This window comes from Ramlibacter tataouinensis TTB310, assembly GCF_000215705.1.
GTDB lineage: Bacteria > Pseudomonadota > Gammaproteobacteria > Burkholderiales > Burkholderiaceae_C > Ramlibacter > Ramlibacter tataouinensis.
On record NC_015677.1, the window covers coordinates 4,032,526 to 4,046,467 of the forward strand.

General features: G+C 70.7%; 14 protein-coding genes and 1 pseudogene. 9 read left to right on the forward strand and 6 right to left on the reverse strand.

Going from position 1 to position 13,942, the window contains the following annotated elements; all coding sequences use genetic code 11:
• The first annotated feature begins 74 nt into the window (after positions 1-74).
• From RTA_RS19365 to RTA_RS20865, 3 genes are read left to right on the forward strand one after another with little or no spacing between them, the layout of a single operon-like run.
• Complete coding sequence (locus tag RTA_RS19365) at positions 75-470, forward strand: guanyl-specific ribonuclease (RefSeq protein WP_013903129.1); 396 nt, start codon at positions 75-77, stop codon at positions 468-470.
• A 50-nt stretch (positions 471-520) separates the two neighbouring features.
• Positions 521-955 carry a barstar family protein gene (locus tag RTA_RS19370; RefSeq protein WP_041675783.1) on the forward strand — a complete coding sequence of 145 codons (435 nt, stop codon included), beginning with the start codon at positions 521-523 and terminating at the stop codon, positions 953-955.
• The gene (locus tag RTA_RS20865; RefSeq protein WP_143763012.1) at positions 934-1,158 is read left to right on the forward strand and encodes a hypothetical protein; all 225 of its coding nucleotides are present in this window, start codon (positions 934-936) and stop codon (positions 1,156-1,158) included. Before RTA_RS19370 ends, RTA_RS20865 begins: the two co-directional genes overlap by 22 nt.
• Positions 1,159-1,247: 89 nt before the next feature.
• Here the strand turns inward: RTA_RS20865 and rsmA are convergent, their stop codons facing one another.
• The 3 genes from rsmA to RTA_RS19385 are packed head-to-tail and all read right to left on the reverse strand — an operon-like array spanning position 1,248 to position 5,882.
• A complete protein-coding gene (gene rsmA / locus RTA_RS19375; protein ID WP_013903131.1) occupies positions 1,248-2,111 on the reverse strand; it encodes a 16S rRNA (adenine(1518)-N(6)/adenine(1519)-N(6))-dimethyltransferase RsmA in 864 nt (287 codons plus the stop codon).
• On the reverse strand, positions 2,092-3,498 hold the full coding sequence (locus tag RTA_RS19380) for a peptidylprolyl isomerase (RefSeq protein ID WP_013903132.1): 1,407 nt from the start codon (positions 3,496-3,498) through the stop codon (positions 2,092-2,094). Before RTA_RS19380 ends, rsmA begins: the two co-directional genes overlap by 20 nt.
• An 11-nt stretch (positions 3,499-3,509) precedes the next feature.
• A complete protein-coding gene (locus tag RTA_RS19385; RefSeq protein ID WP_041675785.1) occupies positions 3,510-5,882 on the reverse strand; it encodes an LPS-assembly protein LptD in 2,373 nt (790 codons plus the stop codon).
• A 66-nt stretch (positions 5,883-5,948) separates the two neighbouring features.
• Between RTA_RS19385 and RTA_RS19390 the strand changes: the two genes are divergently transcribed.
• Genes RTA_RS19390 through RTA_RS19400 form a run of 3 tightly spaced genes read left to right on the forward strand, consistent with a single transcriptional unit; the run spans position 5,949 to position 8,998 of the window.
• Positions 5,949-7,070, forward strand: a complete 1,122-nt coding sequence (locus tag RTA_RS19390) for an aminoglycoside phosphotransferase family protein (protein WP_013903134.1) — start codon at positions 5,949-5,951, stop codon at positions 7,068-7,070.
• 45 nt (positions 7,071-7,115) lie between these two features.
• Positions 7,116-7,826, forward strand: a complete 711-nt coding sequence (locus RTA_RS19395; protein ID WP_041675786.1) for a 16S rRNA (uracil(1498)-N(3))-methyltransferase — start codon at positions 7,116-7,118, stop codon at positions 7,824-7,826.
• Positions 7,823-8,998, forward strand: a complete 1,176-nt coding sequence (locus tag RTA_RS19400) for an MFS transporter (protein WP_013903136.1) — start codon at positions 7,823-7,825, stop codon at positions 8,996-8,998. The genes RTA_RS19395 and RTA_RS19400 overlap by 4 nt, the downstream gene beginning before the upstream one ends.
• Here RTA_RS19400 and RTA_RS19405 read toward each other — a convergent pair.
• Both RTA_RS19405 and RTA_RS19410 read right to left on the reverse strand, forming a co-directional pair.
• Positions 8,964-9,824 (reverse strand): alpha/beta hydrolase, encoded by an 861-nt coding sequence (locus tag RTA_RS19405; protein WP_013903137.1) that lies wholly within the window; start codon positions 9,822-9,824, stop codon positions 8,964-8,966. The two genes, RTA_RS19400 and RTA_RS19405, sit on opposite strands and share 35 nt — an antisense overlap.
• 60 nt (positions 9,825-9,884) lie before the next feature.
• Positions 9,885-11,357 carry a M20 family metallopeptidase gene (locus RTA_RS19410; RefSeq protein WP_013903138.1) on the reverse strand — a complete coding sequence of 491 codons (1,473 nt, stop codon included), beginning with the start codon at positions 11,355-11,357 and terminating at the stop codon, positions 9,885-9,887.
• Positions 11,358-11,446: 89 nt separating this feature from the next.
• On the opposite strand from RTA_RS19410, the pseudogene RTA_RS19415 reads away from it, so the two are divergent.
• The 3 genes and pseudogenes from RTA_RS19415 (at position 11,447) to RTA_RS19425 (ending at position 13,093) form a co-directional block, all read left to right on the forward strand.
• Positions 11,447-12,249: pseudogene (locus RTA_RS19415) on the forward strand (DUF72 domain-containing protein).
• 173 nt (positions 12,250-12,422) lie between these two features.
• Positions 12,423-12,617: a DUF3606 domain-containing protein gene (locus RTA_RS19420; RefSeq protein WP_013903141.1), complete on the forward strand. Its 195-nt coding sequence runs from the start codon at positions 12,423-12,425 to the stop codon at positions 12,615-12,617.
• Positions 12,618-12,628: 11 nt separating this feature from the next.
• Complete coding sequence (locus RTA_RS19425; protein ID WP_013903142.1) at positions 12,629-13,093, forward strand: DUF421 domain-containing protein; 465 nt, start codon at positions 12,629-12,631, stop codon at positions 13,091-13,093.
• Here RTA_RS19425 and otnI read toward each other — a convergent pair.
• The gene (gene otnI, locus RTA_RS19430; protein WP_013903143.1) at positions 13,074-13,934 is read right to left on the reverse strand and encodes a 2-oxo-tetronate isomerase; all 861 of its coding nucleotides are present in this window, start codon (positions 13,932-13,934) and stop codon (positions 13,074-13,076) included. The two genes, RTA_RS19425 and otnI, sit on opposite strands and share 20 nt — an antisense overlap.
• Positions 13,935-13,942 lie beyond the last annotated feature (8 nt).

Consider the following 13,942-nt stretch of genomic DNA (forward strand, 5'->3'; position numbering starts at 1 on the left):
CACTAGCGGCCTTGAACTTTCCGGGTTTTCCCGGAAAGTGGCGTCCCCAAGGTCACCCCAGAAGGTCCGTTTTCATGGCGCGCATGGCAGCCATCAAGCTTGCACTCACCAGCTTCTTGTTGGCAGCCGCGCTCGGTGGTCCGGCGCAAGCCAGGACCCCGGCGGACCCGGCGCCCGGCGGTTCGGCGGCGATTTCGCTGGCCGAGCTGCCACGGCAGGGTCGTGACACCTACGAGCTGATCCGCCAGGGCGGACCGTTCCCGTATGACAAGGACGGCACGGTTTTCGGCAACCGGGAAAGGCTGCTGCCGCTGAACAAGCGCGGCTACTACCGGGAGTACACCGTCAAGACGCCGGGAGCGCGCAACCGTGGCGCCCGGCGCATCGTATGCGGCGGTCCGGTTCGGGCACCCAGTGCCTGCTACTACACCGCCGACCACTACGCCAGTTTTCGCAAGATTGTGGAGTGAGCCCTGAAATGAAGCGGGACCTGTTTTTGAACATGGAAAGACCAGCGGAGATGGACACATCCCTTCGCCCTGAAATCAACATCAACGACACGTCGCTCAAGGGCGTGCGCAGCAACATCGTGCAGTCCATCCGCGCCCACCGGGTGCAGGACCTGCAGGACGCCGCGCGCGGCCTGGGGCACCACTTCCTGTACGCCAACCTGGCCAATGCCCAGAGCAAGCAGGACGTGCTGGAGATGATCGCGCAGCAGTTCATCCTGCCGACGCATTTCGGCAAGAACTTCGACGCGCTGTACGACTGCATGACCGACCCGGTGCACAAATCGGGCCCGCAGCCGGGCTTCGTGGTGGTGCTGGAGCAGATCCCGGCCCATGCCAAGTTCGACAAGGAGGCGCGCGAGCAGCTGCTCGACATCTTCCGCGACACGGCCGACTACTGGGCCGACCGGAAGATACCGTTCCGGTGCTTCTATTCTTTTCTGTAGCCCGTTCTGCACAAGCCAGCCAAGCAGAACGGGCGAACGAGGCTACCCCGGGCACCGTCGAGGAAGGCGCCCCCACCACCGGCGCCGCGGCGCTGACCGAATCCGGCGAGAAGATGCCCACCGACAAGCTGGTGGACGTGTCGCCGCTGGCGCTGCGAATGAGCAGCCCTTTCAACGCCGGCTACTGGCTCGCTGCCGCGTAACTCACAAAACACGGCGTGTTTTGTGAGTTGTTCAGCCAGGTAAAAAAGCCCGGGAAACCCGGGCTTTTTTGTTGGTGGCGCCCTGCATGTTATTCCGGGCGAGGGGACGGGGTCCGCTCCCCCTCCTTCTGGGAGAGGGCTGGGGTGAGGGCCAGCGCCAGGTACTCGTCCACCGGCACTTCCTCCGCGCGGCGCTGCAGATCGAACGAGCCTGCGAACCCGCGCTGCTCCAGCCACTTGCCCAGCGTGTGCCGCAGCAGCTTGCGGCGCTGGCTGAAGGCGACCTGCACGATCTCCGACAGCAGGGCCGGGTCGACGGCCGCCGGCGCGGCGCGCGGGGCCATGCGCACCACGGCGCTGTCCACCCGCGGCGGTGGCTCGAAGGCTTCGGGCGGTACGAACAGGATGTCCTCCATCTCGTAGCGCCACTGCAGCATCACCGACAGGCGTCCGTAGTCCGACGTGGCCGGCGCAGCCACCATGCGGTCGATCACCTCCTTTTGCAGCATGAAGTGCTGGTCCTCGATCCGCTGCGCGAACGGCAGCAGATGGAACAGGATGGGGCTGGAGATGTTGTAGGGCAGGTTGCCCACCACCCGCAGCTTCCCCGCGCCCGGCGCGGGCGCCAGGCCGGCGAAGTCCACCTTCAGCACGTCGGCTTCGATCACCTCCAGCTGCGGATGGCGGCGCAGCCGGGCCGCCAGGTCGCGGTCCAGCTCGATCACCGTCAGGCGGCCCAGCCGCTCGGCCAGCGGCTGCGTCAGTGCCGCCAGGCCGGGGCCGATCTCCACCATCGCCTGCCCCGGGCGCGGATCGATGGCCCGCACGATGGCGTCGATGACGGACACGTCGGCCAGGAAATGCTGGCCGAAGCGCTTGCGCGGTACATGGGTGCCCCCACGCTCCCCGCTGCGCGTGGTGGTTCGCGGCCCGTCAGAGCTGCGGTGGCTCACGGTATTCGACGAAGGCGCGGCCCCGCACGTCCTGGGCCCAGCGGGTGTACGCCTCCTCCAGCTTCTTCTCGCGCAGCACGTTGCGCGCGACGTCGCGCTGCTCGCGCTGGCTCAGCTGCGCCTGGCGGCGTTCGACCAGCTGGATCAGGTGCACGCCGAAGCGCGAGACGATGGGCTCGGCGATCTGGCCGGGCGCCAGGGTGTTCATGGTTTCCTCGAACTCGGGCACGAACATGCCGGGGTTGGCCCAGCCGAGGTCGCCGCCGTTGCGGGCGCTGCCGTCCTGCGAATGCTGGCGCGCCAGCTGGGCGAACTCGGCCTGGCCGGCCTCGACCCGCCGCTTGAACTCGGCCAGCTGCGCCCGCGCCGCGCCTTCGCTCAGCTGAGGGCCGGGACGCAGCAGGATGTGCCGGGCGCGGCTTTGCACCACCGTCGCGCCGGGCAATCCGCCCTGGCGCTTTTCCACCACCTTGATGACGTGGAAGCCGGCACCCGAGCGCACCACCTCGCTGATGCCGCCCACCGGCAGGCGCTGCGTGGCCTGCACGAACAGGGGCGGGTAGCGGTCGGCGGTGCGCAGGCCCACCAGGCCGCCGTTGGTGCCGGCGCCGGGCGCGTCCGACAGCTCGCGCGCCAGCGCGGCGAAGTCGGCCCCGCTGCGCGCGCGCTCCTGCACGGCCAGCGCCTTGGCGCGCAGCTGCTGCACCTGGGCGTCGCCGGCGTTCTCGGGCACGGCCACCAGGATGTGCGCCAGGTTGAGCTCCAGCGACGACGGGTCGGCGCTGTTCTGCTGCTGTTCGCGGATGAACTGGTCCACGTCCAGGTCGGACAGGCGGACCTTGGGCTCGATCTCGCGATCCCGCAGGCGGCCCAGCAGCAGCTGGTTGCGCAGGTCCTCGCGGAACGCGGCCCGGCTGATGCCGTCCGCCTCCAGCTGGCGACGCAGCTCGGCCACGGTGAGCTGGTTCTGCCGCGCCACGTTCTGTTCGGCCTGGTCGATGATGGCCTCGTCGATGCGGATGCCCAGCTCGCGCGCCAGCTGCAGCTGGGCGCGCTCGCTGATCAGCCGCTCGAGCACCTGGCGCGCCAGCTCGGCGCGCGGCGGCATGGCCACGCCCTGCTGTGCCAGCTGCTGCTCCACGCGCGCCAGGCGGGCGCGCACCTCGTTGTTGGTGATGGGCTCGGAGTTGACCACCGCGACGATGAAGTCGGCCGCGCGCGGCGACGAGGAGGCGGCCGGCGCGGAGCCCGCAGCCGGGCCGCCGGCGCCCGGCTGCGGCGGGACGCGCAGGCCCTGGGCCGCCGCCGGCGCGGCCAGGCCCAGGGCCAGCAGGGCCAGGCCCAGCACCCGGGCGGCGGGCGAAAGGAGGTCGCTTTCGAGGGACATGTGCGTGCGCTCTAGTCGTAGTTCGTGAAGCGGCTGGGCGGGTCGACCTGCTCGCGCAGGAACTGGTAGCGCGGGATATTGTCCCTGAGCGTTCCCAGCGCATTGGTGCCCAGCCGGGTGAAGCCTATGAATTCGATCTGGAACAGGATGCGTTTGTTCGAGCTGTTCGGGCTGTACTGCAGCCGCTCCAGCAGCACGCGGCCGATCCAGCAGCAGGCGTCGTATTCCACGCCGATGATGGTGTCCACCACGCGGCGCTCGCGCAGGCTCACGTTGACGCGGCCCACGCTGTACCAGCGCCCGCCGCCCTGGCCGCGGCCGGGCCCGAGGTCGCGGCCCCGGTCGCCCCACAGGTCGTTGATCGGCCACTGCCAGCCGATGTCGACCTGCTCGCTGAAGCCGCGCTGCAGGCGGTAGGCGGCGCTGACCACGCGGTAGTTGCCGGGGTTGTAGCGCGCGCCGATGGTCGAGCGGATCGAACGGCTGGTCTTGGGGTTGTACTGCACCGTCGAATCGAACGCCCAGCGCGGGTCCCAGTTGAGGGACGCGCCCAGCAGCACGTCGGACAGCCGCTCGGTCACGGGCGGGGTGCCGGGCAGCACCACGCGCTGGTCCTTGAAGCGCAGCCGCTGGGCGATGCCGAAGCGCGCCAGCTCGGCGCCGGTCTCCTGCGCCAGGAAACGGGTGCTCACGCCCAGGGTGAGCAGGTTGTTGTCCGCGATGCGGTCGTTGCCGCCGAACGCGTTTTCCGTGTAGATGGTCGCGAAGTTGAAGTCGTTGTAGGCCGAGTCGTAGTTGGGCAGGAAGTTCTGCTCGCGAAACGGCGTGTACACGTAGAAGGCGCGCGGCTCCAGCGTCTGGATCAGGTTGCGTCCCAGCAGGGCGGTGTCGCGCTCGAACACCAGGCCGCCGTCCAGGCTGGCCGTGGGCACGCTGCGGTCGGCCGAGGTGCGGCCATTGGCCAGCAGCGGCGCGTCGAACTCGTACTGCGTGGCATGCAGCTGCAGCTTGGGGATGACGAACCAGCCCGGCGCCTGCCAGGGCCTGGACAGCTGGGCCAGGGTGTAGGCGCGCTGGGCATTGGGCTGGTTGTTGAGGACCCGGTCGGAGCGGAAATGCGTGTAGTCGGTCTCCGCATAGGCCGCGAAGCCCCCCGGCAGCTCCTGCCGCGTGTAGCGGCCCACCAGCTGCGGCAGCCGGTCGTACGGCGGCACGATCAGCGCCTGCGGATCCTGCAGGGTCTGCCACTTCAGGGCCCGCGCCGTCATGGAGAACCGTCCCGCGCCCCAGGACAGCACGCCGTCGCTGGCCAGCAGGCGCTCGGTCAGCGAGCCGGCGGTGGTGGTGCGCGAGGTGAAGTCGCGCCAGTAGTTGTCGTCGCTGACGCGGTTGAGGTTGAGGTTCAGCCCCAGGCCGGGCACGCCGGCCACGCCTGCCTGGTCGTGCCGCAGGTGGTACGACCAGCGGTCACGGTCGCGCAGCTGGTCGTCCGGCAGGTAGTTCGCATCCAGCTGGCCGCTGTAGCTGTTCTCCAGGTAGCGGAACTGGCCGCCCAGGTCCAGGCCGCGCTTGCTCATCACCGTGGGCGAGAAGGTGGCGTCGCGGTTGGGCGCGATGTTCCAGTAGTAGGGGACGGTGACCTCGGCGCCGCTGACGCTGTCCACGCCGATGGTGGGCGGCAGGAATCCGGACTTGCGCTTGTCGGTCAAAGGAAAGCTCAGCACCGGGATCGGCAGGATGGGCACGCCGAAGAAGCGCAGCGCCGCGTTGTAGGCCACCCCGGTCTCGCTCTCGTTGTCCAGGTTGAGGCGCTCCGCCGTCAGGATCCAGGCCGGGCTCCAGCCGGACTCTGGCTCGCGCTGGCAGGTGGTGTAGGTAGCGTTGCGCACCACCGACCGGTCGTTGTCGATGAAGTCGACGCGGTCGGCCTGGCCGTAGGCGCCGTTGCGCAGGAAGCGGTAGCGCGGCTGGTCGAAGAAGCCCTGGAAGGCGTCCACCTTCATCTCCAGCAGCGGCCCTTCGTAGGTGTTGCCGGCCTTGTTGATGCGCACGTTGCCGCGCGCGCGCGCCAGGTCCTCGGGCTGGTGGTACTCCAGCCGGTCGCCGCGGATGATGGTGTCGCCCCGGCGCAGCACCGCGTCGCCCTCGATGACGGTCTCCAGCCCGGTGCGCCCGCTCACGTTGCCGCCCTCGACGAAGGTGGGCAGGTCGCCGCGCACCTCGGGCGGGAAGGTCTCGCGCAGCCGCGGACTGGGCTGCAGCGCCAGCTCCGCCGGCGCCTGCTGCGCCCAGACCTGCGCCGCGGGCCCCAGGGCGCACGCGACCAGGGCCACCGGTGTCAGGGCAAAGCGGGCGCGGCGTGCCCGGGAACGAGGCGAAAGCATCAGGCGGGGGGATGGAGGCGGGCGTACGGCTGGGAAGCCTGGTTGCGTTTGTAGAATCGATTATCCATGAGCGACCGCGCGCCCTCCCCCTCGTCCACGCCCGCCTGGCCTGCGGTCAGCTGGGCCGATCCGCGGCGTGAAGCCGCCTTTGCCCAGTGGCTGGCGCAGGCGGCTCCGGCCCATGGGCTGCGGCCGGACAGCCTGCGGCCGGCCTCGGCCGATGCCAGCTTCCGCCGCTACCTGCGTCTGGACACCGGTGCCGGCGCCAGCCTGATCGTGATGGACGCGCCGCCCGACAAGGAGGACTGCCGGCCCTTCGTGAAGGTGGCGCGGCTGATGGACGAGGCCGGCCTGCTGGTGCCGCGCGTGCTGGAGTGGGACGAGGCGCAGGGCTTCATGCTGCTGCAGGACCTGGGCACGCAGACCATGATCGAGGTGGTGGACCCGGCCAATGCCGCGGCCAACCAGCCGCTGTACCTGCGCGCGATCGACGCACTGATCGCCTGGCAGCTCGCGTCCCGGCCCGGCGTGCTGCCGCCCTACGACCAGGCGCTGCTGGCGCGCGAGCTGCAGCTGTTCCCCGACTGGTACCTGGCCCGCCACAAGGGCGTGCAGGTCGAGGGCGCCGTGCGCGAGACGCTGGAGCCGGTATTCAAGCTGATCATCGAGCGCAACCTGGCAGCGCCGGCGGTCTACGTGCACCGCGACTTCATGCCGCGCAACCTGATGATGCCGGCCGACCACATCGAGCCGCGCCTGGGCGAGAAACAGGAAACACGCTTGGGCGTGTTGGATTTCCAGGACGCGGTGCACGGCCCCATCACCTACGACATCGCCAGCCTGATGCGCGATGCCTTCCTCAGCTGGGACGAGGAGTTCGTGCTCGACATCACGGTGCGCTACTGGCAGAAGGCCCGCAAGGCCGGGCTGCCGGTGCCGGCGGACTTCGGCGAGTTCTGGCGCGAGGTCGAATGGATGGGGCTGCAGCGGCACCTGAAGGTGGCGGGCATCTTCGCGCGCCTGACGCTGCGCGACGGCAAGCCCAAGTACCTGGCCGACGCGCCGCGCTTCATCGGCTACATCCGCGCCACCGCCGCGCGCTACCGCGAGCTGGCACCGCTGCTCAAGCTGGTCGACCAGGTCGAGGGCACGCAGAACGCCACCGGCTATGCCTTCGGCCGCGTCTGAGCGATCGGCGCGCGGCGGCCGCAGGCCTCCCCGTTGCTAGCTGGCATGCCGCGCTTCCACTGCCCCGAGCCGCTGGCGGCCGGGCCGCTGCTGCTGCCGCCGGGCGCGGCGCGCCATGCGCAGGTGCTCAGGCTGCAGCCCGGCGATGCGATCACGCTGTTCGACGGCCGGGGCGGCCAGTGGCAGGCGGTGATCGAACGCATGGGCCGCAGCGAGGTGGCGGTCCTGGTGGGCGCCCATCAAGCCGTCGAGCGCGAGGCGCCGCGCGAGGTGCACCTGGCGGTCGGCATCCCCGCCAACGAGCGCATGGACTGGCTGGTGGAAAAAGCCAGCGAGCTGGGGGCGGCCAGCGTGCAGCCCCTGCTGGCCGAGCGCAGCGTGCTCAAGCCCAACGGCGAGCGCGCGGCGAAGAAGCAGGCGCACTGGCAGGCCGTCGCGGTGGCGGCCTGCGAGCAGTGCGGCCGCAACCGCGTACCGGTGGTCCATGCGCCGGCGGCCCTGGAAGATTGGCAGCCCGCGGCCGGCGGCCGGCGCTGGCTGCTGTCACTGGCGGACGGCGCGCCGGGTGCCGCGACTGCCCTTTCGGCACCCGGGCCGGCCTGGGTGCTGTCGGGTCCCGAGGGCGGCCTGACCGCGCAGGAGGAGGCCCTCGCCCTGGCGCGCGGCTTCGAGCGCGTCTCGCTGGGCCAGCGGGTGCTGCGCGCCGAAACCGCGCCCCTGGCGATGCTGGCGCTGCTCACAATGGGGACAGCATGAACCGCAACCTGACCCTGCTGGCCATGTGCCAGGGCCTGTTCCTCACCAACAACGTCACCTTCATCGCCATCAACGGCCTGGTCGGCCTGGCGCTGGCGCCGCGCGGCTGGATGGCCACCCTGCCGGTGATGGGCTATGTGGTGGGCGGCGCCCTGTCCACCGGCCTCGTGGCGCGCAGCCAGCAGCGGCTGGGCCGGCAGCGCTCGTTCCAGGCCGGGCTGCTGGTGGCGCTGCTGTCGGCCCTGCTGTGCGCCTATGCGGCGGTCTCGCGCAACTTCTGGCTGCTGGTGGCGGCGACGGTGGTCGCCGGCTACTACAACGCCAACGCCGGCCTGTACCGCTTCGCCGCCGCCGAGCTCAGCGGACCGCAGGGCCGCGAGAAGGCGGTGTCGCTGGTGATGGCCGGGGGCCTGATCGGCGCCGTGCTGGGCCCCAACCTGGCGGCGCGCACGCGCGATGCGCTGGACGTGCCGTTCGCCGGCGCCTACCTGGCGTTGGCCGTCGTGGCAGCCCTGGGCATGGTGCTGATGGCCTTCCTGCGCTTTCCGCCCGTGCCGCCGCGCAGCGCCCAGGCCAGCGGCCGGCCGCTGGCGCAGATCATGCGTCAGCCGGTGTTCATCGTCGCCGCGGCGGCGGGCGCGCTCAGCTATGGCGTGATGAACCTGTTGATGGCCGCCACGCCGCTGGCCATGCAGCAGTGCGGCCTGCCCTTCTCGGACGCCGCCTTCGTGCTGGAGTGGCACGTGATCGGCATGTTCGCGCCGGGTTTCTTCACCGGCCACCTGATCAAACGCTTCGGGCCGCTGCGCATCATGGGCGCGGGCGTGCTGCTCAATGCGGGCTGCATCGCCATCGCGCTGTCGGGCGTGGCGCTGCACCAGTTCCTGGTCGCGCTGTTCCTGCTGGGAGTTGGCTGGAACTTCCTGTTCACCGGCAGCACCACGCTGTCCTTGTCGGCCTATGCGCCGGAAGAAAAGGACCGGGCCCAGGCCGCGCTCAACTTCTTCGTCTTCGCCACCCTGGCCCTGAGCTCGCTGGCTTCGGGGGTGCTGGTCACCACCCAGGGCTGGACGCTGCTGAACTGGGGTTCGCTGCTGCCGGTGGCGGCCTGCGGCGGCGCCTTGCTGTGGCTGGCGCTCAGGCGGGAAAGCGCTCGTCCAGCCACACCTTGAGCGTGGCGTAGACAGGCTCGGCCTCGCGCTCGTTGAAGATCTCGTGGTAGAGCGCGTCGAAGCGGCGCGCCGTCACAACCTCGGGGGGCGCGGTCTCGGCAAAGCGCCGGCTGCCCGTGGCGTTGACCAGCCGGTCGTCGCCGGCGTACACCAGCAGGGTCGGCAGCTTCCACTGCGGCGCGCGGGCCACCACCTGGGGACCGGCCTCGGCGACGAAACGGGCCAGGCGGCCGGAGATGCGGTCGTGCACGCGCGGGTCGGCCCGGTAGGCGGCCACCACCGCCGGGTCGTGCGACAGGAAACGGGGGTCCAGCCCATTGCCCACCGTGAGGTTGGGCGCGACGCGCGGCAGCACGGCCAGCAGCAGCTTCTGCCAGCGGGTCAGTCCGGGATCCAGCGCCGGGGAGGACAGCACCAGGCCGTCGATGGGCGGGCGGCCGCGCCGCAGCGCGAAGCAGGCGGCCACCAGCCCGCCCAGGCTGTGGCCGAACACGATCAGCGGCAGCCGCTCGGGCAGGCGGCCGCGCACGCTGCCGACGATGTCGGCCAGGTCGTCCACCAGCCGGGTGGGCGTGGGCAGGCAGCCGCGCGTGCCGCCCGACTCGCCGTGGCCGCACTGGTCGTAGCCGCGCACCGCAAAGCCCCAGGCATTGAGCCGGCGCGCCAGGCGCTCGTAGCGGCCGGCATGCTCGCCCAGGCCATGCACCAGCACCACCAGGCCGCGCACCCGCCGGCTCTCGGGCGCGGGCCAGTCCTGCACGGCCAGGTTGTCGCCGTCGGCGGCCGTGTAGGTGGACAGGGTGGAATCGCCCGGCTCGGAGCTCATGCGGCCATCATCCGTCCCGGCGCCGGGCTGCGCAAGCCCGTTGGGGACGGTGCGCCTTTTTCAGGGCATGCCGGCGATCACTTCGGCCACCGCGGCCGTCAGCCGCTTGGCGTAGGGCACGTGCAGGAACTCGTTGGGGCCGTGGGCGTTGCTGCGGGGCCCCAGCACGCCGCACACCATCATCTGCGCGGTGGGAAAGCCGCTGCTGAGCATGTTCATCAGCGGGATGGTTCCGCCCTGGCCGATGTAGCCGCAGGGCGCGCCGAAGTGCGCCTGGGAGGCACTGTTGAGCGCCTGCTCGAACCAGGGCGCCGTGGAAGGCGCATTCCAGCCGGTCGCGCCGCCGCTGCTCTCGAAGGTCACCCGGGCCTGGTAGGGGGCGTTGTCCTCCAGCAGGGCCTTGAGTTCCTGCACCGCCGCGGCCGCATCCACCAGGGGCGGCAGGCGCAGCGAGAGCTTGAAGGCGGTGTAGGGCCGCAGCACGTTGCCGGCATCCTGCAGCGCGGGAAAGCCCTCGGCGCCGGTCACCGACAGCGTGGGCGTCCACGTGCGGTTGAGCAGCGCCTGCACCGGGTCGGTGGTGGTGGGCAGGGCAAAGGCGGTGGAGCCGCCGCAGTCGTAGTGCGCCCAGGGAAAGCGCTTGTACACCTCTTCGCCCAGGATGGCGGCGGTGGCCCTGGCCTGCCCGACGCGCTCGGCCGGGATTTCGCAGTGGAAGCTTTGCGGCAGCAGGCGGCCGGTCTTGCTGTCCTCCAGCCGGTCCAGCACCTGGCGCATGATGCGGAAGCTCGAGGGCACCAGGCCGGAGGCGTCGCCCGAGTGCACGCCCTCGGTCAGGATCTGCACCTTCAGCGTGCCCGAGGCCATGCCGCGCAGCGAGGTGGTCAGCCACAGCTGGTCGTAGTTGCCGGCACCCGAATCCAGGCAGATCACCAGGCCCACTTGCCCCAGGCGCGGGCGCAGGGCGTCCACGTAGGGCAGCAGGTCGTAGGAGCCCGATTCCTCGCAGGTTTCCACCAGGCCCACGATGCGCGGGTGCGGCACCTTCTGCGCCTTGAGCGCCTGCACCGCGGCGATGCTGGCGTACACCGCGTAGCCGTCGTCGGCGCCGCCGCGGCCATACAGCTTGCCGTCCTCGTACTTGGGCGTCCAGGGACCCAGGTCGTTGCGCCAGCCGCTGAACTCGGGCTGCTTGTCCAGGTGGCCGTACATCAGGACGGTCTGCGTGCTGTCCGGCCGGGTGGCGGGCACCTCGAAGAACAGCACCGGCGTGCGGCCTTCCAGGCGCACGATCTCGAGCTTGAGGCCCTCCACCTTCTGCGCCTCCACCCACGCGGCGGCGTTGCGCAGCACGGTCTCGATGTGGCCGTGCGCCACCCAGTCCTTGTCGAAGCCGGGCGACTTGGCCGGGATGGCGATGTAGTCGGAGATCTGGCGCACGATGTCGCCGTCCCACTGGCGGCTGACCTGTTGCAGGGCCAGGGCCGCGTCCAGCGTGCCGGCGGGGAGTTCACGGTGCAGGGGAGCGTTCATGGAAGGACTTCTTTCGGGTACGCGGAGAGAGCGCCACACTTTACGCCCACGCCGATGGCCGCGCTAGAGTGGGGCATGGAGGCCGCACCATGAACCCTGCAGAAACCGCTTCCGGCGGCGCCGGCCAAGGCGGGCGCATCCACGTTGGCATCGGCGGCTGGACCTACGAGCCCTGGCGCGGCGGCAACTTCTACCCCGACGGCCTGCCGCATGCGCAGGAGCTGCACCACGCCAGCCGCCGGCTCACCGCCATCGAGGTCAACGGCACCTACTACAGCACCTTCAAGCCGGCCACCTTCGCCAGGTGGCGCGACGAGACGCCCGAGGGCTTCGTGTTCTCGCTCAAGGCCACGCGCTTCGCCACCCACCGGCGCGAGCTCGCCGGCGCGGGCGACTCGATCCGGCGCTTCGTCGACAGCGGCATCGCCGAGCTGGGCGACAAGCTGGGCCCCATCGTCTGGCAGTTCATGCCGACCCAGGTGTTCGACCCGTGGACTTCGAGGCCTTCCTGGCTTTGCTGCCGGCGGCGGTGGGCGACCGGCCCCTGCGCCACGTGCTCGACGTGCGGCACGAGAGCTTCGCCACGCCCCATTACCTGGCGCTGGCGCGGCGCCATGGCTACGTGACGGTGCACACCGATTCGCCCAAGTTCCCGGCCATCGCCGACGCGGACGCACCGTTCGCGTACCTGAGGTTGATGCGCAGCGAGGCGCATCGGGCCAGCGGCTACCCGCGCGAGGCGCTGGACGCCTGGGCGGCCGGGGCGCAGGCCTGGGCGCGCGGCGATGCGCCCCTGCCGGGTCCGCGCGACGTGTTCGTGTTCTTCATCAACGGCGCCAAGGAGCGCGCGCCGGCCGCCGCGCTGGAGCTCATCAGGCGCTTTAGCGGCTGAGCCAGCTTGTCGAAGAAAAGGGCTGCAGCCCACGCCACGGCTCGCATCTCGCTCCCGAAACAGGAGCTTGCAGTAGGAGAGGGATGACATCTGGTTTCGTCCTGTTCGGTCATGGCACGCACATGCTTTGCCTTCCAATGCGATCCATACAACGCACACCGGGAGTCATCACCATGGCCTTTGTCTTCGAATCCATCCCCGCACAGCGCAACGTCATCGAACTCGAAAACCCGCGTGAAGTGAGCTGGTGGATCAAACGGTTCGGCTGCAGCGAGGAACAGCTGCGCAACGCCGTGGCAGAGGTCGGCACCTGCGCCGCCAAGGTCGAGCAGCTTCTCGACGGCAGCGACATCATCGTCACGGTCTGATCCGGCGTCCCATGCTGGACCTGCAGCTTCCCTGGTGGGAGTTCGTGGTCCGCGCAGCCGCGGTGTATGCGGCGCTGATGGTCATGGTGCGGCTGACCGGCAAGCGCACGGTCGGGCAGTTCACGCCGTTCGACCTGCTGGTGGTGATGCTGCTGTCCGAGGCGGTGAGCGACGCGCTCAGCGGCGGCGACGAGTCCCTGCTGGGCGGCCTGATCGTCGCTGCCACGCTGGTGGTGCTGAACATGGTGATGGCGGTGGTCACCTCGCGCAGCGACAAGGCCGACCGGTTGCTGCAGGGCGCGCCGGTGCTGGTGGGCCGCGACGGGGTGATCTACGAGGACGTGCTCAAGCGCCAGCGGGTGCCGGTGGCCGACGTGGAAAAGGCGCTGCGATCGGCCGATTGCGACGTCCAGGACATGCGCATGGCCATCCTGGAGGCCGACGGCAGCATCAACGTCATGAAGAAGCCGGGCTAGCCGCCCGCGCGGCGCGCAGCCAGCCCAGCCCGGCCGTGGTGCCACCGGCGACCGCGCCGCGCGCCGGCCGGTACTCGCAGCCCACCCAGCCCTGCCAGCCGCACTGCGTGGCCACCTCGTCGATCACGCCGAACAGGTAGGGGTGGTGGAGTTCGCCCAGGTCCGGCTCGTGGCGCTGCGGCACGCCGGCGATCTGGAAATGGCCGACCCGGCCGGTGGGCAGGTACTGGCGGATCTTCATCGCCACATCGCCCTCAACGATCTGGCAGTGGTACAGGTCCATCTGCACCTGCACGTTGGGCTCGCCGATCTCCCCGATGAGCTCGTGCGCATGGTCCTGGCGGTTGAGAAAGAAGCCCGGGATGTCGCGCGTGTTGATGGGCTCGACCAGCAGCGCCACGCCGGCCTGGGCCGCCTGGCGGGCGGCCCGGCGCAGGTTGGCCACGTAGGTGGCGCGCACGCCCTCGCGCGTGTCGCCGGCCGGCACCAGCCCGGCCATGACGTGGACGCGCGGGCAGGCCAGGGCCTGGGCATAGCGCAGCGCCAGCGCCAGCCCCTCGCGGAACTCGGCTTCGCGTCCCGGCACGCAGGCCAGCCCCTTGTCGCCGGCGGCCCAGGCCTGGGCGATGGCCTCGCGCCGGCCGCCGCCGCCCGGCGGCGCGTTGAACAGCACCTGCTGCAGCCCGTGCGCCTCCAGCCGCGCCGCCAGTTCGGCCGGCTCCCAGTCGTAGGGGAACAGGTACTCCACCCCCTCGAAGCCGTCGCGCGCGGCGGCCTCGAAGCGGTCCAGGAAGGCCAGCTCGGGGTAGAGCATGGACAGGTTGGCGGCGAAGCGGGGCATGGGTCGGT